This is a genomic window from Escherichia sp. UTM R2 (genome assembly GCF_048593455.1).
GTDB lineage: Bacteria > Pseudomonadota > Gammaproteobacteria > Enterobacterales > Enterobacteriaceae > Escherichia > Escherichia coli.
Genome location: NZ_JBFWDY010000002.1, coordinates 4,426,577 through 4,449,123 on the forward strand (window position 1 = coordinate 4,426,577; position 22,547 = coordinate 4,449,123).

At 51.5% G+C, this 22,547-nt stretch carries 21 protein-coding genes and 1 pseudogene; 11 read left to right on the plus strand and 11 right to left on the minus strand.

Translation table 11 applies throughout. The features are described from left to right. The first annotated feature begins 185 nt into the window (after window positions 1–185). From AB4H76_RS22140 to AB4H76_RS22155, 4 genes are read left to right on the plus strand one after another with little or no spacing between them, the layout of a single operon-like run. Entirely contained in the window at window positions 186–632 is a 447-nt protein-coding gene (locus AB4H76_RS22140) for a PTS fructose transporter subunit IIA (RefSeq protein WP_077492738.1), read from the plus strand. Window positions 633–642: 10 nt separating this feature from the next. After that, the gene (locus tag AB4H76_RS22145; RefSeq protein ID WP_000446023.1) at window positions 643–2,094 is read left to right on the plus strand and encodes a PTS fructose-like transporter subunit IIBC; all 1,452 of its coding nucleotides are present in this window, start codon (window positions 643–645) and stop codon (window positions 2,092–2,094) included. Beyond that, window positions 2,084–3,154 (plus strand): aminopeptidase, encoded by a 1,071-nt coding sequence (locus AB4H76_RS22150; RefSeq protein ID WP_001019484.1) that lies wholly within the window; start codon window positions 2,084–2,086, stop codon window positions 3,152–3,154. The genes AB4H76_RS22145 and AB4H76_RS22150 overlap by 11 nt, the downstream gene beginning before the upstream one ends. Next, window positions 3,154–4,902, plus strand: coding sequence for a putative frv operon regulatory protein (locus AB4H76_RS22155; protein WP_000931299.1), 1,749 nt, complete (start codon window positions 3,154–3,156; stop codon window positions 4,900–4,902). Before AB4H76_RS22150 ends, AB4H76_RS22155 begins: the two co-directional genes overlap by 1 nt. Before the next feature lie 49 nt (window positions 4,903–4,951). On the opposite strand, the gene AB4H76_RS22160 is transcribed toward AB4H76_RS22155, so the two are convergent. Both AB4H76_RS22160 and fdhD read right to left on the minus strand, forming a co-directional pair. Beyond that, complete coding sequence (locus AB4H76_RS22160; RefSeq protein ID WP_077492740.1) at window positions 4,952–6,007, minus strand: YiiG family protein; 1,056 nt, start codon at window positions 6,005–6,007, stop codon at window positions 4,952–4,954. 152 nt (window positions 6,008–6,159) lie between these two features. Further along, window positions 6,160–6,993 (minus strand): formate dehydrogenase accessory sulfurtransferase FdhD, encoded by an 834-nt coding sequence (gene fdhD / locus AB4H76_RS22165; protein ID WP_032256974.1) that lies wholly within the window; start codon window positions 6,991–6,993, stop codon window positions 6,160–6,162. Between the two features lie 193 nt (window positions 6,994–7,186). Here fdhD and fdnG point away from each other — a divergent pair, with 193 nt between their 5' ends. From fdnG to fdhE, 4 genes are read left to right on the plus strand one after another with little or no spacing between them, the layout of a single operon-like run. Beyond that, window positions 7,187–10,237 (plus strand): formate dehydrogenase-N subunit alpha, encoded by a 3,051-nt coding sequence (gene fdnG / locus AB4H76_RS22170; RefSeq protein WP_010723259.1) that lies wholly within the window; start codon window positions 7,187–7,189, stop codon window positions 10,235–10,237. A 12-nt stretch (window positions 10,238–10,249) separates the two neighbouring features. Further along, window positions 10,250–11,152 carry a formate dehydrogenase O subunit beta gene (gene fdoH / locus AB4H76_RS22175; protein WP_000331377.1) on the plus strand — a complete coding sequence of 301 codons (903 nt, stop codon included), beginning with the start codon at window positions 10,250–10,252 and terminating at the stop codon, window positions 11,150–11,152. Then, a complete protein-coding gene (gene fdoI / locus AB4H76_RS22180) occupies window positions 11,149–11,784 on the plus strand; it encodes a formate dehydrogenase cytochrome b556 subunit (protein ID WP_000829013.1) in 636 nt (211 codons plus the stop codon). The genes fdoH and fdoI overlap by 4 nt, the downstream gene beginning before the upstream one ends. Next, on the plus strand, window positions 11,781–12,710 hold the full coding sequence (gene fdhE, locus AB4H76_RS22185; protein ID WP_000027705.1) for a formate dehydrogenase accessory protein FdhE: 930 nt from the start codon (window positions 11,781–11,783) through the stop codon (window positions 12,708–12,710). Before fdoI ends, fdhE begins: the two co-directional genes overlap by 4 nt. Window positions 12,711–13,039: 329 nt before the next feature. Here fdhE and yiiF read toward each other — a convergent pair whose 3' ends face one another. The 9 genes and pseudogenes from yiiF to yihV all read right to left on the minus strand — a co-directional run bounded on the left by yiiF (window position 13,040) and on the right by yihV (window position 19,270). Further along, the gene (gene yiiF, locus AB4H76_RS22190) at window positions 13,040–13,282 is read right to left on the minus strand and encodes a protein YiiF (RefSeq protein ID WP_001086388.1); all 243 of its coding nucleotides are present in this window, start codon (window positions 13,280–13,282) and stop codon (window positions 13,040–13,042) included. A 217-nt stretch (window positions 13,283–13,499) separates the two neighbouring features. Continuing rightward, window positions 13,500–13,718, minus strand: coding sequence for a CopG family transcriptional regulator (locus AB4H76_RS22195; RefSeq protein WP_001295676.1), 219 nt, complete (start codon window positions 13,716–13,718; stop codon window positions 13,500–13,502). 376 nt (window positions 13,719–14,094) lie between these two features. After that, a pseudogene (locus tag AB4H76_RS22200) lies at window positions 14,095–14,211 on the minus strand (hypothetical protein); the annotation flags it as partial. Between the two features lie 359 nt (window positions 14,212–14,570). Beyond that, complete coding sequence (fabY, locus tag AB4H76_RS22205; protein WP_001297068.1) at window positions 14,571–15,512, minus strand: fatty acid biosynthesis protein FabY; 942 nt, start codon at window positions 15,510–15,512, stop codon at window positions 14,571–14,573. A gap of 44 nt (window positions 15,513–15,556) precedes the next feature. Then, window positions 15,557–15,994, minus strand: coding sequence for a D-aminoacyl-tRNA deacylase (gene dtd / locus AB4H76_RS22210; protein ID WP_000560983.1), 438 nt, complete (start codon window positions 15,992–15,994; stop codon window positions 15,557–15,559). Continuing rightward, window positions 15,991–16,863 (minus strand): virulence factor BrkB family protein, encoded by an 873-nt coding sequence (locus AB4H76_RS22215; protein WP_000920762.1) that lies wholly within the window; start codon window positions 16,861–16,863, stop codon window positions 15,991–15,993. Before AB4H76_RS22215 ends, dtd begins: the two co-directional genes overlap by 4 nt. Further along, the gene (gene yihX / locus AB4H76_RS22220) at window positions 16,857–17,456 is read right to left on the minus strand and encodes a glucose-1-phosphatase (RefSeq protein ID WP_001308174.1); all 600 of its coding nucleotides are present in this window, start codon (window positions 17,454–17,456) and stop codon (window positions 16,857–16,859) included. Before yihX ends, AB4H76_RS22215 begins: the two co-directional genes overlap by 7 nt. Before the next feature lie 98 nt (window positions 17,457–17,554). Continuing rightward, complete coding sequence (locus AB4H76_RS22225; RefSeq protein ID WP_000059678.1) at window positions 17,555–18,340, minus strand: DeoR/GlpR family DNA-binding transcription regulator; 786 nt, start codon at window positions 18,338–18,340, stop codon at window positions 17,555–17,557. A gap of 33 nt (window positions 18,341–18,373) precedes the next feature. Then, entirely contained in the window at window positions 18,374–19,270 is an 897-nt protein-coding gene (gene yihV / locus AB4H76_RS22230) for a sulfofructose kinase (RefSeq protein WP_000621647.1), read from the minus strand. A gap of 167 nt (window positions 19,271–19,437) precedes the next feature. On the opposite strand from yihV, the gene yihU reads away from it, so the two are divergent. From yihU to yihS, 3 genes are read left to right on the plus strand one after another with little or no spacing between them, the layout of a single operon-like run. Further along, a complete protein-coding gene (gene yihU, locus AB4H76_RS22235) occupies window positions 19,438–20,334 on the plus strand; it encodes a sulfolactaldehyde 3-reductase (RefSeq protein ID WP_000718901.1) in 897 nt (298 codons plus the stop codon). A 23-nt stretch (window positions 20,335–20,357) separates the two neighbouring features. Then, window positions 20,358–21,236, plus strand: a complete 879-nt coding sequence (gene yihT / locus AB4H76_RS22240) for a sulfofructosephosphate aldolase (protein ID WP_420062617.1) — start codon at window positions 20,358–20,360, stop codon at window positions 21,234–21,236. Between the two features lie 15 nt (window positions 21,237–21,251). Beyond that, a complete protein-coding gene (gene yihS, locus AB4H76_RS22245; protein WP_077492846.1) occupies window positions 21,252–22,493 on the plus strand; it encodes a sulfoquinovose isomerase in 1,242 nt (413 codons plus the stop codon). Window positions 22,494–22,547 lie beyond the last annotated feature (54 nt).

Sequence of the window (22,547 nt, forward strand, 5' to 3'; positions counted from 1 at the left end):
ATAAAATCATTAAAGAATGATTTTTTATTCACGACATTTATTTTACCAATCAATATGTGCCTTACCCCGCAAAATTTATCCTTCACTCTGCCTTATATTGTCACGACTTCACGACATATCCGCGCTCATCACAAAACCGCCCCGCCGTTACAATTAACAATAATATTTTTTCATGGAGTCCAATAATGGCAGCACTTACTGCAAGCTGTATTGACCTGAATATTCAGGGCAATGGCGCTTATTCCGTTCTGAAGCAGTTGGCGACAATAGCGTTACAAAACGGTTTTATCACCGACTCACACCAGTTCCTGCAAACCCTGCTGCTGCGCGAAAAAATGCACTCTACCGGTTTTGGTTCCGGTGTCGCCGTGCCGCACGGTAAAAGCGCCTGCGTTAAACAACCGTTCGTGTTATTCGCCCGCAAAGCGCAGGCTATTGACTGGAAAGCCAGCGATGGCGAAGACGTCAATTGCTGGATCTGCCTCGGCGTGCCGCAAAGCGGCGAAGAGGATCAGGTCAAAATCATCGGCACACTGTGTCGCAAAATTATTCACAAGGAATTTATTCATCAACTGCAACAGGACGATACCGACCAGGTGCTTGCCTTGTTAAATCAAACCCTCAGCTCATAAGGAAGTGGCGATGGAGTCATCCTTACGTATTGTCGCGATCACCAACTGCCCCGCCGGGATCGCTCACACCTACATGGTGGCGGAAGCCCTGGAACAGAAAGCCCGTTCTCTCGGTCATACCATAAAAGTGGAAACTCAAGGGTCCAGTGGCGTTGAAAACCGCTTATCCAGCGAAGAGATTGCCGCTGCCGATTACGTCATTCTCGCTACCGGGCGTGGCCTGAGCGGTGATGATCGCGCGCGGTTTGCCGGGAAGAAAGTTTATGAGATTGCCATCTCCCAGGCGTTGAAAAATATCGACCAGATTTTCAGCGAATTACCGACAAACTCGCAGCTTTTTGCCGCAGATAGCGGCGTGAAGCTTGGCAAACAGGAAGTGCAAAGCGGTAGCGTGATGAGCCACCTGATGGCGGGCGTCTCTGCGGCGCTGCCGTTTGTCATCGGCGGTGGTATCCTGGTGGCGCTTGCCAACATGCTGGTGCAGTTCGGTTTGCCGTATACCGATATGTCGAAAGGCGCGCCGTCGTTTACCTGGGTAGTTGAATCCATCGGTTACCTTGGCTTCACCTTTATGATCCCCATCATGGGCGCTTATATTGCCTCGTCGATTGCCGATAAACCGGCTTTCGCTCCGGCGTTTCTGGTTTGCTATCTGGCGAACGACAAAGCGCTGCTCGGCACCCAGTCGGGTGCGGGATTCCTCGGCGCGGTGGTGCTGGGGCTGGCGATTGGCTATTTCGTCTTCTGGTTCCGCAAAGTGCGCCTTGGCAAAGCATTACAACCGCTGCTCGGTTCAATGCTGATCCCGTTCGTTACTCTGCTGGTTTTCGGCGTGCTCACTTACTACGTTATCGGGCCGGTGATGTCCGACCTCATGGGCGGGCTGCTCCACTTCCTGAATACCATTCCTCCATCAATGAAGTTTGCGGCAGCGTTTCTGGTCGGTGCGATGCTGGCGTTCGATATGGGCGGCCCCATCAATAAAACCGCCTGGTTCTTCTGCTTCTCACTGCTGGAAAAACACATTTATGACTGGTACGCCATCGTCGGCGTTGTCGCGCTGATGCCGCCCGTCGCGGCGGGTCTTGCGACGTTCATTGCGCCCAAACTGTTTACCCGACAGGAAAAAGAGGCTGCCAGTAGTGCCATTGTGGTCGGTGCCACAGTCGCAACCGAACCGGCTATTCCTTACGCTCTGGCAGCTCCGTTGCCGATGATTACCGCCAATACGCTGGCGGGCGGCATTACCGGCGTGCTGGTGATCGCTTTCGGAATCAAACGTCTGGCACCTGGTTTGGGTATCTTTGACCCGCTGATCGGCCTGATGTCGCCGGTGGGTTCGTTTTATCTGGTGCTGGCGATTGGCCTCGCGCTGAACATTTCATTCATTATCGTCCTGAAAGGATTGTGGTTACGCCGCAAAGCGAAAGCCGCGCAACAGGAGCTTGTCCATGAACATTGAGTTACTGCAACAGTTGTGCGAAGCCAGCGCCGTCAGCGGCGATGAACAGGAAGTTCGCGACATTCTGATAAACACGCTGGAACCTTGCGTGAATGAAATCACCTTCGATGGTCTGGGCAGCTTTGTTGCCCGTAAGGGGAATAAAGGTCCAAAAGTTGCCGTTGTCGGACATATGGATGAAGTCGGCTTTATGGTCACCCACATCGACGAGAGCGGTTTTCTGCGTTTTACCACCATTGGCGGCTGGTGGAATCAGTCGATGCTCAACCACCGGGTAACCATACGCACACACAAGGGAGTGAAAATCCCTGGTGTGATTGGTTCCGTCGCGCCTCATGCGTTAACGGAAAAGCAAAAGCAACAACCGCTGTCATTTGATGAGATGTTCATTGATATTGGCGCGAACAGTCGCGAAGAGGTGGAAAAGCGCGGCGTGGAAATTGGTAATTTTATTAGCCCGGAAGCCAATTTTGCCTGCTGGGGCGAAGATAAAGTGGTCGGCAAGGCGTTGGATAACCGCATCGGCTGCGCAATGATGGCTGAACTATTGCAGACGGTGAATAATCCCGAAATTACGCTGTATGGCGTTGGCAGTGTGGAAGAAGAAGTTGGGCTACGCGGGGCGCAAACCTCGGCGGAACACATTAAACCGGACGTCGTGATCGTGTTGGATACCGCCGTAGCGGGCGATGTTCCGGGCATTGATAACATTAAATACCCGCTGAAACTGGGCCAGGGGCCGGGGCTGATGCTGTTTGACAAGCGCTACTTCCCCAACCAGAAACTGGTAGCAGCGTTAAAAAGCTGTGCCGCACATAACGATTTACCGCTGCAATTTTCCACCATGAAAACCGGTGCGACGGATGGCGGGCGCTACAACGTGATGGGCGGCGGGCGTCCGGTTGTCGCGCTGTGTCTGCCAACTCGTTATCTGCACGCCAACAGCGGTATGATTTCAAAAGCCGATTACGAAGCTCTGCTCACGCTGATACGGGGTTTTCTGACGACCTTAACTGCGGAGAAAGTCAACGCGTTTAGCCAGTTCCGTCAGGTGGATTAATGCTAAACGAACGCCAGTTAAAGATTGTCGATCTGCTGGAGCAACAGCCGCGCACGCCTGGCGAGCTGGCGCAACAGACTGGCGTTTCAGGCAGGACCATCCTGCGTGATATTGACTATCTCAACTTCACCCTTAACGGCAAAGCCCGCATTTTCGCCAGTGGCAGTGCGGGCTATCAGCTGGAAATCTTCGAGCGCCGCAGCTTTTTTCAGTTGCTGCAAAAGCACGATAACGACGATCGGCTGCTGGCGCTGTTATTACTGAATACTTTCACTCCCCGTGCGCAACTCGCCTCGGCGCTTAATTTGCCAGAAACGTGGGTAGCAGAGCGTCTGCCCCGGTTAAAACAGCGTTATGAACGCACTTGTTGCCTGGCCAGCCGCCCTGGTTTGGGCCATTTCATTGATGAGACAGAAGAGAAACGCGTTATCTTGCTGGCGAACTTGCTGCGCAAAGATCCGTTTTTAATTCCGCTGGCGGGCATAACACGAGACAACCTTCAGCATTTATCCACGGCCTGCGACAACCAACACCGCTGGCCGCTCATGCAGGGTGATTATCTCTCCAGCCTGATTCTGGCGATTTACGCCCTGCGTAATCAACTGACCGATGAGTGGCCGCAATATCCCGGTGACGAGATAAAACAAATCGTTGAACATAGCGGTCTGTTTCTTGGTGATAACGCTGTAAGAACCCTGACGGGTTTGATAGAGAAACAGCATCAGCAAGCGCAGGTAATTTCAGCCGATAATGTGCAGGGGTTGCTGCAAAGGGTGCCGGGCATCGCGTCATTGAATATTATTGATGCGCAGCTGGTTGAGAATATTACCGGGCATTTATTACGTTGCCTTGCCGCACCAGTGTGGATTGCTGAGCACCGCCAGAGCAGCATGAATAACCTGAAAGCCGCCTGGCCTGCGGCCTTTGATATGAGTCTGCACTTTATTACGCTACTGCGTGAACAGCTCGATATTCCCCTTTTCGACAGCGATCTGATCGGTTTGTATTTTGCCTGTGCGCTGGAGCGGCATCAAAACGAACGCCAGCCGATCATTTTGCTCTCGGACCAGAACGCGATTGCCACTATTAATCAGCTCGCCATTGAGCGCGATGTTTTAAATTGTCGGGTAATTATTGCCCGTAGCTTAAGCGAACTTGTTGCCATTCGCGAAGAGATTGAGCCGTTATTGATCATTAACAACAGCCATTATTTACTGGATGACGCGGTAAATAATTACATCACCGTAAAAAATATCATTACGGCTGCCGGTATCGAACAAATAAAACATTTTCTGGCGACGGCATTTATTCGCCAACAGCCGGAGCGTTTTTTCTCTGCCCCCGGAAGTTTTCATTATTCGAATGTACGCGGTGAAAGCTGGCAACATATTACCCGGCAAATTTGTGCGCAATTAGTCGCACAACACCATATTACCGCCGATGAAGCACAACGCATCATCGCCCGCGAAGGCGAAGGTGAAAACCTGATTGTTAATCGCCTCGCCATCCCACATTGCTGGAGCGAACAGGAGCGACGTTTTCGTGGATTTTTTATTACCCTCGCCCAACCAGTTGAGGTGAATAACGAAGTCATTAACCATGTCTTGATCGCCTGCGCCGCCGCCGATGCGCGTCATGAGCTAAAAATATTTAGCTATCTGGCAAGCATATTGTGTCAGCATCCGGCGGAGATTATTGCCGGGTTAACAGGATATGAGGCATTTATGGAGTTACTTCACAAGGGGTGAACTGTGTCGGATGCGCCGCATCCGACACTGCATTTATCATCAAAAACATTTAACGCAGGCTATTATAGTCATCAACCATTTCGTTGTACTCGCGTAATGCTCTCGGGAAAGAGTCTTCGACCATCCAGCTTGAGTTTGCGTCCTGAAGTTGCTCTTTATCCCAGTCAGAGTACGGGACTTTATCTCTGATGCGGCGAACGTATTTTTTAGCCTCGAGTTGATACTGGCCTGCCGAATTAATAAACGAGAAATTCATGCCGCCTTTATCCGCTTCTTTGGCCTGCGCCACTAGCGTTTCCAGTTCAGACACTTTCTTCATTGCCGCTTCTGCATCAAACTTATCTTGCGATATCAGGTTATTAATTTGTTTCGCTGAAATCATGACTGCCAGAGAGTAGTAGTGGAATGTTTTCCCTTCTCTTTCTTCAATATTTTTCAGTTCCGCAAGCTGACGCTTATCATTAATTTCCTGAATCGCCGCATGATAAGATTCGGCTACAGGTTCAAAGGCTTCCAGATTTTTTAAGAATGTCTGGTGCAGCGTTTTCCCTTTCGCAAACGCATCGTCTTTATAATTTTCCTGGGTGTAATATTTATCCATTTCGTTAATGGTATTACCCAACGCCACGGCAGCATCGATATAACTCACCGCCACGCCATCAATTGGTTGCAGCGCAGGCGTTAACGCCACAGCACTTTTTACGCCTTTTTCACACTCAGCGAGGTTGGATTCACTAATGCCGTAGATGCCATAAACAGTACGCTCTTCACCGGTAGGCCCCTGTTTAAAATCTTTCAGCCAGTCAGCATAACGCGCCAGACTGCGCTGTACCGGGATCTGTAACTTGTTGTAGCACTTGATATAGACATCCATTTTTTCGTCGAAAACCGCTTGTTCATCGACCACCGGTTGCGCAGGTGTTTCAGGTTTAGCTTCTGCTTTTGCAACGGGAGCTTCAGTAGGTTTCGCTTCAGGAGCTGGTGCGGCAGGTTGACTATTGGCAGGCGGGGGCGTTTCTGTTTCGGCTTTTTTATCATCACAACCCGTCAGACCGAGGGCCATGATGGCGACTATAATAGCGGAAGATAATAAATTCCTTTTCATTTAATTGCCTTATAAATATATAGATAAGAGAGTGAACATAATAAATGAAAAAAGAAAACGCCACTACACGCGTTTTATTTATAAATAAAATAATAAAATTCACGAAATGAATAAGTCCTGCAATTTAATATATATCGCAGGACTTATTTTAATTAATTGCTCAAACGCTGTGGATGCGTATAAACCGTTGCCCGACCCGGTTTACAAAAGCCCACCAGCGTCAAATTACAGCGCTCAGCCACTTCTACAGCAAGCGTGGTCGCGGCAGACACCGCAAACAAAATCTCTACGCCGCACATCGCCGACTTTTGCACCATTTCATAACTGGCACGACTGGAAACCAGCACCGCACCTTGCTGCCAGCTTTCCCCTGCTTGTGACCGGCGGCCTAACAGTTTGTCCAGCGCCACATGGCGACCCACGTCTTCATGCCCGCCGACCAGTTCGCCAGATGGCAACATCCAGGCGGCGGCGTGAGTACAACCAGTCAGTTGCCCCACTGGCTGGAAATCATTGAGATGACGTAATGCATCATCCAGTTTGTTGAGATCAAACGTCTGGGTGAACGGCAGCGGCTGCACCGGTTTTCCGATGTCATTAAGTTGCTCCACGCCGCATACGCCACAGCCCGTACGTCCCGCCAGCGCCCGGCGGCGCTCCTTCAACCCCATAAAGCGGCGGCTGGAAAGCTCAATTTGTACTTCAAGACCATTACAGGAAGGAACGACATCCATGCCGAAGATATCGCGCGGACTTTCGATAATCCCCTCGGAAAGCGAAAAACCGAGCGCAAAGTACTCAAGGTCTTTGGGCGACGCCATCATCACCACATGCGAAATGCCGTTGTAGACCAGCGCAACGGGAACTTCTTCCGCGACCTCATCTAACCGTGGGTGTTGTAAATCATCACGCCGCCATAACTCAATTTGACGAACACCTGTGATATTTGTCACATTTTCGATTTCTTTTCGCTGTGTTTTTTTCACTTTCTCTTAACCAGATAAGAACACACACACCAACATTATGGTATTCTGTTACAAACCCTTCCTGGATGGAGGGAAATTGAGCCAATTCTGGACCTTTGCGGCCCCTTCCGCAAAGAAAAATAACTCCCACTCCCTGCACACGCAGCAAGCGAATGTAAATGGGACGTGACAATGTCGAAACAAGGAGCAATCCATGCAGGTCAGCAGAAGGCAGTTCTTTAAGATCTGCGCTGGCGGTATGGCAGGCACCACGGCAGCGGCACTGGGTTTTGCACCCAGCGTAGCACTCGCGGAAACCCGGCAGTATAAACTGCTGCGCACCCGCGAAACCCGTAATACCTGCACCTATTGTTCCGTAGGCTGTGGGCTGTTGATGTACAGCCTCGGTGACGGAGCAAAAAACGCCAAAGCATCTATCTTCCATATCGAAGGCGATCCGGATCACCCGGTCAACCGCGGTGCACTTTGTCCGAAAGGCGCTGGCCTGGTGGATTTCATCCACTCCGAAAGCCGTCTGAAGTTTCCGGAATACCGTGCGCCAGGTTCTGATAAATGGCAGCAAATCAGTTGGGAAGAGGCGTTTGATCGCATCGCCAAACTGATGAAAGAAGACCGCGATGCTAACTACATTGCGCAAAACGCCGAAGGCGTGACTGTTAACCGCTGGCTCTCCACCGGGATGCTGTGTGCTTCCGCGTCGAGTAACGAAACCGGCTATTTAACGCAAAAATTCTCCCGCGCGCTGGGTATGCTCGCGGTCGACAACCAGGCGCGTGTCTGACACGGACCAACGGTAGCAAGTCTTGCTCCAACATTTGGTCGCGGTGCGATGACCAACCACTGGGTCGACATCAAGAACGCCAACCTCGTCGTGGTGATGGGCGGTAACGCCGCTGAAGCTCACCCGGTCGGGTTCCGCTGGGCGATGGAAGCCAAAATTCACAACGGCGCGAAGCTGATTGTGATCGATCCTCGCTTTACGCGTACGGCGGCGGTAGCTGACTACTATGCCCCTATTCGTTCCGGTACTGACATTGCTTTCCTGTCAGGCGTATTGCTGTACCTGCTGAACAATGAAAAATTCAACCGCGAATACACCGAAGCCTATACCAACGCCAGCCTGATCGTGCGTGAGGATTACGGCTTTGAAGATGGCCTGTTCACCGGCTACGACGCGGAAAAACGCAAGTACGATAAATCCTCCTGGACTTATGAACTGGACGAAAACGGCTTCGCCAAACGTGATACCACGCTGCAACATCCGCGCTGCGTGTGGAACTTGCTGAAACAGCACGTTTCCCGCTACACGCCAGATGTGGTTGAAAACATCTGTGGTACGCCAAAAGACGCGTTCCTGAAAGTCTGCGAATACATCGCAGAAACCAGTGCTCACGATAAAACTGCCTCGTTCCTGTATGCCCTCGGCTGGACGCAACACTCCGTTGGTGCGCAAAACATTCGTACGATGGCGATGATCCAGCTGCTGCTCGGCAATATGGGGATGGCAGGCGGCGGCGTTAACGCCCTGCGCGGTCACTCCAATATTCAGGGGCTGACGGACCTGGGGCTGCTGTCGCAGAGCCTGCCAGGTTACATGACGCTGCCAAGCGAGAAGCAGACCGATCTGCAAACCTACCTTACCGCCAACACGCCAAAACCGCTGCTGGAAGGCCAGGTAAACTACTGGGGCAACTACCCGAAATTCTTCGTCTCTATGATGAAGGCCTTCTTTGGTGATAAAGCGACGGCGGAAAATAGCTGGGGCTTTGACTGGTTGCCGAAGTGGGATAAAGGCTACGACGTCCTGCAATACTTCGAGATGATGAAAGAGGGCAAGGTCAATGGCTATATCTGCCAGGGCTTTAACCCTGTTGCCTCATTCCCGAACAAAAACAAAGTGATCGGTTGTCTGTCGAAACTGAAGTTCCTCGTCACCATCGACCCGCTGAACACTGAAACCTCCAATTTCTGGCAGAACCACGGTGAGCTGAACGAAGTTGACTCGTCGAAGATCCAGACCGAAGTGTTCCGTCTGCCATCGACCTGCTTCGCAGAAGAGAACGGTTCTATCGTTAACTCAGGTCGCTGGTTGCAGTGGCACTGGAAAGGTGCGGACGCCCCGGGGATTGCGCTGACTGATGGCGAGATCCTCTCCGGTATCTTCCTGCGCTTGCGCAAGATGTATGCCGAACAGGGTGGCGCGAACCCGGACCAGGTGCTGAACATGACATGGAACTACGCCATTCCGCATGAGCCATCTTCAGAAGAAGTGGCGATGGAGAGCAACGGTAAGGCGCTGGCCGATATTACCGATCCGGCAACCGGTGCGGTTATCGTCAAGAAAGGCCAACAACTTAGCTCGTTTGCCCAACTGCGCGATGACGGTACAACCTCCTGTGGCTGCTGGATTTTCGCCGGTAGCTGGACGCCGGAAGGCAACCAGATGGCGCGTCGTGATAACGCCGATCCGTCTGGCCTCGGTAACACGCTGGGCTGGGCATGGGCATGGCCGCTTAACCGCCGCATTCTGTATAACCGCGCCTCCGCAGATCCGCAGGGTAACCCGTGGGATCCGAAGCGTCAGTTGCTGAAATGGGACGGCACTAAGTGGACCGGCTGGGATATTCCGGACTACAGCGCAGCGCCTCCGGGTAGCGGCGTCGGGCCGTTTATCATGCAGCAGGAAGGCATGGGGCGTCTGTTTGCCCTCGATAAGATGGCGGAAGGTCCGTTCCCGGAACACTACGAGCCGTTTGAAACGCCGCTGGGAACTAACCCGCTGCATCCAAACGTTATCTCGAACCCGGCTGCACGTATCTTTAAAGACGACGCCGAAGCATTGGGTAAAGCCGATAAGTTCCCGTATGTCGGAACCACCTATCGTCTGACCGAGCACTTCCACTACTGGACCAAACACGCGCTGTTGAACGCGATTTTGCAGCCAGAGCAGTTTGTGGAAATCGGGGAGTCGCTGGCGAATAAACTTGGCATTGCCCAGGGCGATACCGTGAAAGTCTCCTCCAACCGTGGCTATATCAAAGCCAAAGCGGTGGTGACCAAACGTATTCGCACGCTGAAAGCGAACGGCAAAGATATCGATACCATCGGTATTCCGATTCACTGGGGCTATGAAGGCGTAGCTAAAAAAGGCTTTATTGCCAATACTTTAACGCCATTCGTTGGTGATGCGAACACGCAGACGCCGGAGTTTAAGTCCTTCCTTGTGAATGTGGAAAAGGTGTAACGGAGACGACATATGGCTTATCAATCTCAAGATATCATTCGTCGTTCCGCGACTAACGGTCTGACCCCCGCGCCTCAGGCGCGGGACTTCCAGGAAGAAGTGGCGAAACTCATCGACGTTACCACCTGTATCGGCTGTAAAGCCTGTCAGGTGGCGTGTTCAGAGTGGAACGACATTCGCGATACCGTCGGCAATAACATTGGGGTGTACGACAACCCCAATGATTTAAGCGCCAAATCGTGGACGGTAATGCGCTTCTCGGAAGTGGAGCAGAACGACAAACTGGAATGGCTGATCCGCAAAGACGGCTGTATGCACTGTTCCGATCCAGGCTGCCTGAAAGCGTGCCCGGCGGAAGGTGCAATTATTCAGTATGCCAACGGTATCGTCGACTTCCAGTCCGAGCAGTGCATTGGCTGCGGTTATTGCATTGCGGGCTGTCCGTTCGACATTCCGCGCCTCAACCCGGAAGACAATCGCGTCTACAAATGTACGCTGTGCGTTGACCGCGTGGTGGTTGGGCAAGAACCAGCCTGCGTGAAGACCTGCCCAACGGGCGCGATTCACTTCGGTACGAAAGAGTCGATGAAAACGCTGGCGAGCGAGCGCGTTGCTGAGCTGAAAACCCGCGGTTACGACAATGCGGGTCTGTACGATCCGGCAGGCGTCGGTGGTACACACGTCATGTACGTGCTGCACCATGCTGACAAGCCAAATCTGTATCATGGCTTGCCGGAGAACCCGGAAATCAGCGAAACCGTGAAATTCTGGAAAGGCATCTGGAAACCGCTCGCGGCTGTTGGCTTTGCGGCTACCTTTGCGGCCAGTATCTTCCACTACGTGGGTGTCGGTCCGAACCGTGCGGATGAGGAAGAGAATAATCTGCACGAAGAGAAAGACGAGGAGCGCAAATGAAACGACGTGACACCATCGTGCGCTACACCGCGCCGGAACGTATCAACCACTGGATCACCGCCTTCTGCTTCATCCTGGCGGCGGTGAGCGGGCTGGGCTTTTTGTTCCCGTCCTTCAACTGGTTGATGCAAATCATGGGCACACCGCAGCTGGCGCGAATTCTGCACCCGTTTGTCGGCGTGGTTATGTTTGCCTCGTTCATCATCATGTTTTTCCGTTACTGGCATCACAACCTAATCAATCGGGATGATATCTTTTGGGCGAAGAATATTCGTAAGATCGTCGTCAACGAGGAAGTAGGTGACACCGGGCGTTATAACTTCGGTCAGAAATGCGTTTTCTGGGCGGCGATTATTTTCCTGGTTCTGCTGCTGGTGAGCGGCGTGATTATCTGGCGTCCTTATTTTGCGCCTGCTTTCTCAATCCCGGTGATCCGATTCGCGTTAATGCTGCATTCATTTGCCGCAGTGGCGTTAATTGTGGTTATCATGGTGCATATCTACGCCGCCCTTTGGGTGAAAGGCACGATTACCGCCATGGTGGAAGGATGGGTTACCAGCGCCTGGGCGAAGAAACATCACCCGCGCTGGTACCGTGAGGTCCGCAAGACAACGGAAAAGAAAGCTGAATGAGTATTCGCATAATCCCGCAAGATGAGCTGGGTTCAAGCGAGAAACGTACGGCGGATATGATTCCGCCGTTATTGTTCCCTCGGCTCAAGAATTTATACAACCGCCGCGCCGAGCGTCTGCGCGAGCTGGCAGAAAATAATCCTCTGGGTGATTACCTGCGCTTTGCTGCGCTTATCGCCCACGCCCAGGAAGTGGTGCTGTACGACCATCCGCTGGAGATGGATCTGACTGCGCGCATTAAAGAAGCCAGCGCACAAGGCAAGCCCCCGCTGGATATTCACGTTCTGCCGCGTGATAAGCACTGGCAAAAGCTGCTGATGGCGCTGATTGCTGAGCTGAAACCTGAAATGAGCGGCCCGGCGCTGGCAGTGATTGAGAATCTGGAGAAGGCATCGACTCAGGAGCTGGAAGATATGGCCAGCGCGCTGTTTGCCTCTGATTTCTCGTCCGTCAGCAGCGATAAAGCGCCGTTTATCTGGGCTGCACTGTCGCTCTACTGGGCGCAGATGGCCAATCTGATCCCCGGCAAAGCCCGCGCTGAATACGGCGAGCAACGTCAATATTGCCCGGTTTGTGGTTCTATGCCGGTGTCCAGCATGGTGCAAATTGGCACCACTCAGGGGCTACGTTACCTGCACTGCAACCTGTGTGAAACTGAATGGCACGTAGTGCGCGTAAAATGCAGCAACTGCGAGCAGAGCGGCAAACTGCATTACTGGTCGCTGGATGACGAACAGGCCGCGATTAAAGCCGAAAGCTGCGATGACTGCGGCACTTACCTGAAAATTCTCTATCAGGAAAAAGATCCAAAAATCGAAGCCGTAGCAGATGACCTCGCCTCTCTGGTACTGGACGCACGAATGGAGCAAGAAGGCTATGCCCGCAGTTCCATCAACCCGTTCCTGTTTCCGGGTGAAGGAGAGTAATCTCTGACGTTTTCCGGGTGGCGCAGGTCGCCCGGATTACAGCTCATAGGGTGTGACGACACCATCTCTCGTATTCCGCGTTACCACCTCAAGCTATGCCGCCAGTGCCGGTTTGGCCTCAATTTACCCACCACCACATCAATAAGGTTATGGGCATGAGACTGATGACAAGCGTAAGATTGCCTGATGCGCTGCGCTTATCAGGCCTACCAATAAACTGCAATACATTGAATTTATACGACTTTGTAGGCCGGATAAGGCGTTCACGCCGCATCCGGCATGAACAACGCGCACGTTGTCAGCAATCTGATTGACATCATTTTTTCCCATTACCATTCCTCGCGCAGCTTACGCTGATATTCGACACCATCTTCCTCACACCCTTGCCAGATGCCAGGAACACTGGTTCTTGCTGTTTGCGATTGATTTATCAGGTATTGATCTACCGCTTCCCTTAATAGGTCCGCACGAGGAAGATTACGCTGCACCTCGAGATCATCAAGTTGCTTAATCACCTCATTCGATAAATCGAGTAAAATTCTGCCCATATCTATACCTGCCAGAGAGTTCATAAATATCTCGCCAATATCATTTTTGAATCTATGGAGAGAAAAGTACCCTTGCCGAATCTTTAAAGAAAGCTCATTTACGCATCATTTTTTATTTTTGCGAGGCGTTTTCCAGATATGATGTAACAGTTGCAGTTATTATAAGTTCAAGTAAAACAGCCTTGTATTAATACCAGAATAAGGGCATCTGTTTTTTATATTCAAGAATGAAAAATTTTTGTCATTCCTTATGCTCCTTACACTGATCATCAACACCAACTACCTCCCCCTTTTGCCTGCCTCCCTTTGCTTTACGCACCGGGAATTGCTGACGTTCCAGATATTGCTCTACCGCTTCGCGTAAAATTGCAGATCGTGAAACCTTACGCCAGCCCCGAAGCTTGTTCAGCCGTTTAATTGCCTCTTCTGATAAATGAAGAAAAACCGTATTCATCGCCATTACCACCACCTTACCTATATTACTCATTAATGTATGTGCGAAAATTACGCCGGAAAATCATTTAAAAAAAGCGGATTTTTGCATGTTGTTTTGTTTTTGCGAGGCGTTTTCCAGAAATAATAAGAGTGTTGCAGTTGTTTCATTTATTACTCAAAAATGGTTTAGTTATCGCCCAGGATGAATTATGGGTGCTATGAATATATTATATTCAGAGATATTTATTTGCATAATCTGAATGGTGTAGCCGAAAAACGTCAGCATCCTAACAGCACCAGGATTTAAGGTGAAATTAATCTTTCATCACAGACCGGTCAGTACTGCCACCAACCGGTCTTTACTTGCTCATCGTTATAATTTTGTTGGTAACAGTTCGGGAAAGTTGTTTTTCTAAATTAACAACAGAATAACTTTCTTGTTTAATGAGATTAATATTGGCAACCATTATAGCCTCCTTCCCACGGTTTAAGAGCAAACATACAACATAATTATTCATAACATACAGAGCAGTAAATGAATGATACTGACAATGATGCTAGTCCATTATCTTTGCATAATATTTGTTAGCTATAGATTTTAAAAATATTTATGAGAAAAGTATGGCACCAGAGGGGGTTTTGACTATCAAAAATCGCTCAAACATGAACTAAGATGATGAATTAAGCATTATCTGCGATAATTGCCACTCAGTTCTACAAATAATATTTAAATGCTCCTGAACAGTGATGTAGCAAGACACGTATGGAGCCAACGAAGAATAAAAATTTATAGAGTTCTTATTTAATATAACCGAAATAGCCAAGGACTAATATAAATGACCTGAATGAGAGAGGCAGCACCGCCCCTCTCCATCAGCTACTCTTCTTCGTTCCCGCCCTCTTCATACGGGCCAAATGGCTTCGCGGGCAGAACGATATACGTGCCTTCAAACACTGCACCCGGCGTCTCGTCGCCAAAGATTTCGACCTGCATCTGCACCCGTGCTTTTCGTCCGCGCGCCAGACGGTCGAGATCGCCGCTTAAGGCACCGAGGTCGGCTACCGCATGAGGTTTACCGCTAATCGGCTTGCTGTAGCGGATATGCGCATCCGCAAGAATAATCGTTCCGCCGAGGTGGCGTTCACGCAGCATCAGCCAGATAAGTCCCCAACCGGTGAGCGTCGCCAGTGAGAATAAACTCCCGGCAAACAGCGTATGGTGCGGATTCTGATTGCCGGTTTCTGGCATGGTAGTGATAAATTTTTGCCCGGTATATTGCTGAATGCGCACGCCCATTTTTTCACTAAGCGGGATATGTTCGTACCACGCCTGTTGCAGCTGCGCGCACCAGTCGCCGCGATGCAAAATATCATCCAGAGTGGCGACGGGCTTAATCATCAAAAAATGGCGAATCGGCGTGGTGGTTGGCGTGGTGATTTCTCCCTGATTAACAAACCCCAGCTTGGCGAAAAACTCCACCGCGTCTTCACGGGCGCTACAGGTCACGCGCTTAACGCCTTCCTGACGCGCCACCGACTCCAGGGTCATCGCCATCAGCGTTCCTAACCCTTTGTCCTGCACGTCCGGGTGAACGGCCATAAAGCGAATGGACGCTTCATTGTCGGCATTAATATACAGTCGGCCTACCGCCACCAGATTACCCTGCTCGTCGACGACCATCTGGTGATGCGCCATCGCATCCCACGCGTCGCGTTCCGAACCTTTTGGTTGATGCAGGGGCTTACGCAACATTTCCCAGCGAAACTGATAGTAACGCTCTAATTCTTCTTCTGTTTGTGGAACCCGAAGGTGATACATAGCGATACTCTCTCTTGTTTCCCGTGACAACCCTGGAAGCTGGCTCATACCTGCAACCAGAATGTCACGGGGCCATCATTGACCAGCGATACCTGCATATCCGCAGCGAAGCGTCCTGTTTGCGTGTTCATCTCTTGCTGACGGCAGCGTTCGACGAAATAGTCATATAACGCCTCTGCGCGATCCGGTGATGCACCTTTGGAGAAACTTGGGCGCATCCCCCGTTCGGTATCTGCGGCGAGGGTAAACTGGGAAACCACCAGCACACTGCCGCCCGCCTGTTGCACGTTGAGGTTCATCTTGCCTTCGGCATCGCTAAAGATGCGGTAGCCGAGCACACGCTCGCACAGACGGTTTGCTTTCTGTTCGTCGTCATCCTTTTCGACACCCAATAACACCAAAAGTCCCGCGCCAATTTCGCCCGTCACTTCTCCCTCCACGGTGACGCTGGCACGGGTTACGCGTTGAATTAATGCAATCATGGTTCGTCGTCTTCTTCTTGTTCAGCTGCTTGTTTTAGTTTGCGGTATTCCCCGAGAGTGACAGTAATTTCCGCGCCAAGCAAGACGATACACCATGTCCAGTAGACCCAAACAAAGAGAATGGGGATCACCGCCAACACGCCGTAAATGAGCTGATATGACGGAAACATGGTGATATAAAGCGCGAAACCTTTCTTTCCTGCTTCGAACAGGAGCGCGGCGACAAACGCGCCGACAATCGCGTCGCGGTTAGGTACGCGGATGGTAGGAACAATGCTGTACAGCAACCAGAAGGAGATCCACGACAACAGCAGCGGAAAAATACGCAGCACGTTATCGATGACAGTATTGAGATCGCTCGCCCAGCGCAGGGAGAGCAAATAGGAACTGATCGCCAGACTGGCCCCTGCCAGCAGCGGCCCCAGCGTTAAAATCATCCAGTACACGGCGAACGAGTAAATTTTTGGTCGCGCTCGTTTACTGCGCCAGATGGTATTCAACGCGCTATCGATGGAGTACATCAGCAATAACGCGGTGACGATCAGCCCGCACGCCCCAACGGCGGTCATCTTGTTGGAATTGGCAACAAATTGTTCGATATACCGCTGAATAACATCGCCAGTAGCAGGCAGAAAGTTGGCAAAAATAAAGTGACGTAACTGAATGCTGACGTCGGAAAACATGGGAAAAGCGGCGAAAAGCGCAAAAACAACGGCAACCAGCGGCACTAATGAGAGCAACGACACATAGGCAAGGTTACCTGCCAGGGTTGTCATGTTGTCCTCATCAATGCGTTGCCAGAGTAGTTTTAGCCAGGCCCATAGTGGACGGGTACGGTGCCTGGCTTTGTCCTGAATGGTTTTTAGCATAACACCTTCGCGAAATAGTCCGGGATGGTGGTTTTATCTTTCACCAGAATACTGGTAATGCCCAGCTGATTAGCTCCTTCTATATTATCGGCGTTATCGTCGAAAAAGACCGTATCGCTGGGTGAAAAACCTTCCGCCTGCAAAACATGCTGGTAAATTCGTGCTTCAGGTTTGCGCATCCCCAGATCTTGCGACAGATAGATATGGTCAGCAGCATCACGAATTTCCGGGTATTCTTCCGGCCAGAAGGTGGTATGCAGGCGGTTGGTATTGGAAAGCACCACCACGCGATGCCCCTGCTCACGCAGTTTATGCATGATGGCGATCACTTCCGGGCGCAGCGCAACAAACACCGCCTGCCAGCCGTGAGAGAACTGCTCGTAGCTTAGCGGTAGAGCCATCTCATGACACAGCGCCTCTGCGAACGCTTCGTCGCTAATTTCCCCACGCTCATGCTGATGAAACGCCTCCCCCATATGAAAACTCTTCTTAAGCGTAGCCAGCGGAATACGCGTTAAATCGCTCCAGGCTCCCAGCACACGGTTAAAGTCGATATCGACAATCACATTACCTAAATCAAAGATATAGAGCATTTTTGCCTCCTTTCGCGCCACAAGAAATTAACTGTAGCGGGAAAGGATGGGTTTGGCTATGTGGCAAGGTATGAAGCCAGGTCAACGGTCACAAAAATCTACGCGTCTTCCTGGGGAAGAATGATTTCAATTTGGCTGTCTTGTAAGCGTGATTTTAGCGCAGCGGGCGGCAGCTCGTCGGTAAAGAGCGCGGTGACCTGTGCCACGTTACCAATTTCAACCGCCGCCGAAGCATGATACTTAGTGTGATCGGCGACCAGCAGGATATTTCTCGCGTGCGCCATCATCGTTTTCACCACGTTAGCTTCGTTAACATCAAACTCCATCAACGCGCCATCGCTCTCGATTGCGCCTACGCTTGTTACCAGATAATCAGCACGAAAATCGGCCACAAAGGACGCCGCTGAAGGGCCAATGATCCCGCTATTATGAGAGCGCAACGTACCGCCGGGCACCATCACTTCAAAGCGCGGGTTGTGGTAAAGAATATGCGCCACACGCAGGCTGTTGGTGATTATCCGCAAATGATTATGGTTAAGTAACGCCCGGGCGACATGCTCAACGGTCGTACCAATGGTGATAAATATTGTTGAACCATCAGGAATATAGTCTGCCACTGCTTCGGCAATCGCTTTTTTTTCCTCGGTTTGCGAAACCTCACGCTGCTCGAACGCCGTATTAACGACGCTGGAAGCCCGACCCGCGCCACCGTGATGGCGCGTAATCAGGCCTTGCTCGCTTAATTTACGAATATCCCGGCGCACCGTCTGCGTGGAGACATCCAGCAGATTTGCCAGCTCATCAATATTCATATACCCACGCTCGGCGATCAGCATGAGGAGTTGGTCGTGCCGCGGGTTACCGGTTAGTTCGGTAAGGCTCATGAAAATTCCTCGAAAAACCATCACCCTGGCATTTTATACAAAAAGTGACAAAAAAGATCGGGTTTGATCACAGTCAGGGATCCCGGCTCGTCCACCGGGACGCGTGCATTTCAACGCCGCTACACCGCTGGCGAAGCGGACTGACTCCGCTAAATCCCCACCTGTTGCCAGCGCCACCGCCAATGCGCCGTGAAAAACATCACCCGCACCTGTGGTATCTACCACATCAACTTTGAAGGCCGGTTGATGTTGACGCCCGCCATTTTCCAGCCAGTCACAGCCTGCGCTGCCCTGGGTCACATAGACATGACCATTTGTGAGCGTTTGTGCCTGTTTTAGCGCACTGGCCATCTCTTTCACGCCCGTTAAGCGCGCCAGACCCGGTTCTGAAAAGGCCGCATGATCGCTTAATGCCACCAGCTCGCTGATATCCTGCGGCGTAATATCACCGTCCAGAACGGTCATCACGCCCGCCTGCCGGGCCAGAGTGAAGGCTTTTTTAGCGCCGTCGTGCCAGCGTACATCTGCCAGCACAACATCCCACTGAGAGAAATCAATTTCCTCCAACCACTCTGCGTCAGGCAGCAGGTCCGGGCTGGGGTAGTTAATGATTATCCGCTCGCCTGTGGCATCCACCATGATGGCGGATTGCGATGATTTCGCCTGGTTATACCGTTTGGTGTAACGGGTGTTAACGCCCCAGGATTCCAGCTCTGCCAGCAGGCTGTTGCCCGTGTCGTCATCACCTACGCGACCAATAAAATCAACCTGCGCCCCCAGCCTTGCCGCCGCAACCGCTGCCGTCGCCGCTGGCCCGCCACCAACTTCCGTATAATTTCTCGCCACGTATTTACCGCTCTCCGTCGGTAACCCTTCCACGTAATAGATGCGATCCATCACGGTTATACCTACACAAGCAACACGAATCATGGTCATTCCTTAAACATTTTGGGATGCGTTCATTTTAATTTCACCAATTGTTTAAAAAGTGACGGCTGTCAATTTTTTGACTATAAATTACAAATACGATCAAAAACAGACAATCAAAGCGTGTCATAAATGACAAAAAGTGACATCACTGTATTCAGGAGAAGGTTATGGCAGCAATCGCGTTTATCGGTTTAGGACAAATGGGTTCGCCAATGGCGAGCAATTTATTGCAGCAAGGGCACCAACTTCGCGTCTTTGATGTGAATGCCGAGGCTGTGCGGCATCTGGTAGACAAAGGCGCGACTCCCGCCGCCAACCCGGCGCAGGCCGCTAAAGATGCCGAATTTATCATTACCATGTTGCCGAATGGCGATCTGGTGCGCAGCGTGTTGTTCGGTGAAAACGGCGTTTGCGAAAGCTTATCTACCGATGCGCTGGTCATTGATATGTCGACCATCCATCCGCTGCAAACCGATAAATTGATTGCCGATATGCAAGCCAAAGGCTTCAGCATGATGGATGTTCCGGTAGGCCGTACTTCTGCAAATGCCATTACCGGTACTCTGTTACTGCTGGCTGGCGGCACCGCTGAACAAGTTGAACGTGCCACGCCGATCCTGATGGCGATGGGCAGTGAGTTGATTAACGCTGGCGGTCCGGGCATGGGGATCCGCGTTAAGCTCATCAACAACTATATGAGCATCGCGCTCAATGCGCTTTCGGCAGAAGCTGCCGTTTTGTGCGAAGCCCTGAATCTTCCCTTCGATGTTGCCGTCAAAGTGATGAGCGGTACCGCCGCCGGTAAAGGCCACTTCACCACTTCCTGGCCAAACAAAGTCCTCAGCGGAGATCTTTCTCCCGCCTTCATGATCGATCTTGCCCATAAGGATCTTGGCATCGCCCTTGATGTCGCCAACCAGCTGCATGTGCCAATGCCGCTGGGGGCCGCCTCACGGGAGGTTTATAGCCAGGCGCGCGCAGCGGGTCGCGGTCGCCAGGACTGGTCCGCCATTCTGGAACAGGTCCGTGTCAGTGCCGGGATGACTGCCAAAGTAAAAATGTAACGACTGGATAAAGGAATAAATGAATGAATAAGTACACCATCAACGACATTACGCGCGCATCGGGCGGTTTTGCCATGCTGGCGGTCGATCAGCGCGAAGCCATGCGCATGATGTTTGCCGCGGCTGGGGCACCCGCTCCGGTAGCCGATAGCGTTTTAACTGATTTCAAAGTTAACGCGGCGAAGACCCTCTCGCCTTATGCCTCGGCGATTCTGGTAGATCAACAATTCTGTTACCGCCAGGTGGTTGAGCAAAACGCGATTGCCAAAAGTTGCGCCATGATTGTCGCCGCCGATGAGTTCATTCCTGGCAACGGTATTCCGGTAGATAGCGTGGTCATTGACCGCAAAATCAATCCGCTACAGATCAAACAAGACGGTGGCAAAGCCTTAAAACTGCTGGTGCTGTGGCGTAGTGATGAAGATGCGCAGCAACGCCTGGATATGGTGAAAGAGTTTAACGAACTGTGCCACTCACACGGCCTGGTAAGCATTATTGAGCCAGTCGTCCGCCCACCACGTCGTGGCGATAAATTCGATCGCGAACAAGCGATCATCGATGCTGCCAAAGAGCTGGGCGACAGTGGCGCTGACCTCTACAAAGTTGAAATGCCGCTTTACGGTAAAGGTCCGCAACAAGAGCTTCTCAGTGCTTCACAACGTCTGAATGACCATATCAATATGCCGTGGGTGATCCTCTCTTCCGGTGTCGACGAAAAACTGTTCCCGCGTGCCGTACGCGTGGCAATGACAGCGGGTGCATCGGGCTTCCTGGTTGGTCGTGCCGTCTGGGCATCGGTCGTCGGTTTACCAGACAACGAGCTGATGCTGCGTGACGTTTGTGCACCGAAATTACAACAACTGGGCGATATCGTCGACGAAATGATGGCTAAACGCCGTTAAGATGGGGATACAAAAATGAAATGGTTTAACACTTTAAGTCACAACCGTTGGCTGGAACAGGAAACCGATCGCATCTTTGATTTTGGTAAAAATTCCGTAGTATCGACTGGATTTGGCTGGTTAGGCAATAAAGGGCAAATCAAAGAAGAGATGGGCACCCATCTGTGGATCACAGCTCGGATGTTGCACGTTTATTCCGTTGCTGCGGCGATGGGTCGACCTGGCGCTTACTCGTTGGTTGATCACGGTATTAAAGCCATGAACGGCGCACTGCGCGATAAAAAATATGGCGGCTGGTATGCCTGTGTGAATGACGAGGGCGTGGTGGATGCCTCCAAACAGGGCTATCAACATTTCTTTGCTCTGCTGGGTGCTGCCAGCGCCGTCACTACCGGTCATCCGGAAGCGCGCAAGCTGCTCGATTACACCATTGAAATTATCGAGAAATACTTCTGGAGCGAAGAAGAGCAGATGTGCCTGGAGTCCTGGGACGAAGCCTTCAGCAAAACCGAAGAGTACCGCGGCGGCAATGCCAATATGCACGCAGTGGAAGCTTTCTTAATTGTTTATGACGTAACGCATGACAAAAAATGGCTGGATCGCGCGATTCGCGTGGCTTCCGTGATTATCCACGACGTCGCAAGAAATAATCATTATCGCGTTAACGAACACTTCGATACCCAGTGGAATCCGCTGCCGGATTACAACAAAGATAACCCGGCGCACCGCTTCCGCGCGTTCGGAGGTACACCAGGCCACTGGATCGAATGGGGCCGTTTAATGCTGCACATCCACGCGGCCCTGGAAGCCCGTTGCGAACAACCGCCAGCATGGCTGCTAGAAGATGCCAAAGGTCTGTTTAACGCCACCGTGCGTGATGCCTGGGCACCCGATGGTGCGGACGGGATTGTTTATACCGTTGACTGGGAAGGAAAACCGGTGGTCCGCGAACGTGTGCGTTGGCCTATCGTCGAAGCGATGGGTACGGCCTACGCGCTCTACACCGTCACCGGCGATCGCCAGTATGAAACCTGGTATCAGACATGGTGGGACTACTGCATTAAGTACCTGATGGACTATGAAAATGGTTCCTGGTGGCAGGAGCTGGATGCGGACAATAAAGTCACCACGAAAGTCTGGGACGGTAAACAGGATATTTATCACCTGCTGCATTGCCTGGTGATCCCGCGTATCCCGTTAGCGCCAGGCCTGGCTCCGGCAGTTGCGGCGGGTCTGCTGGATATTAACGCGAAATAGCTGACTAAAAAAAAACGACATATCAGGCTGCACGCCGGGTATGTCGTTATTCAA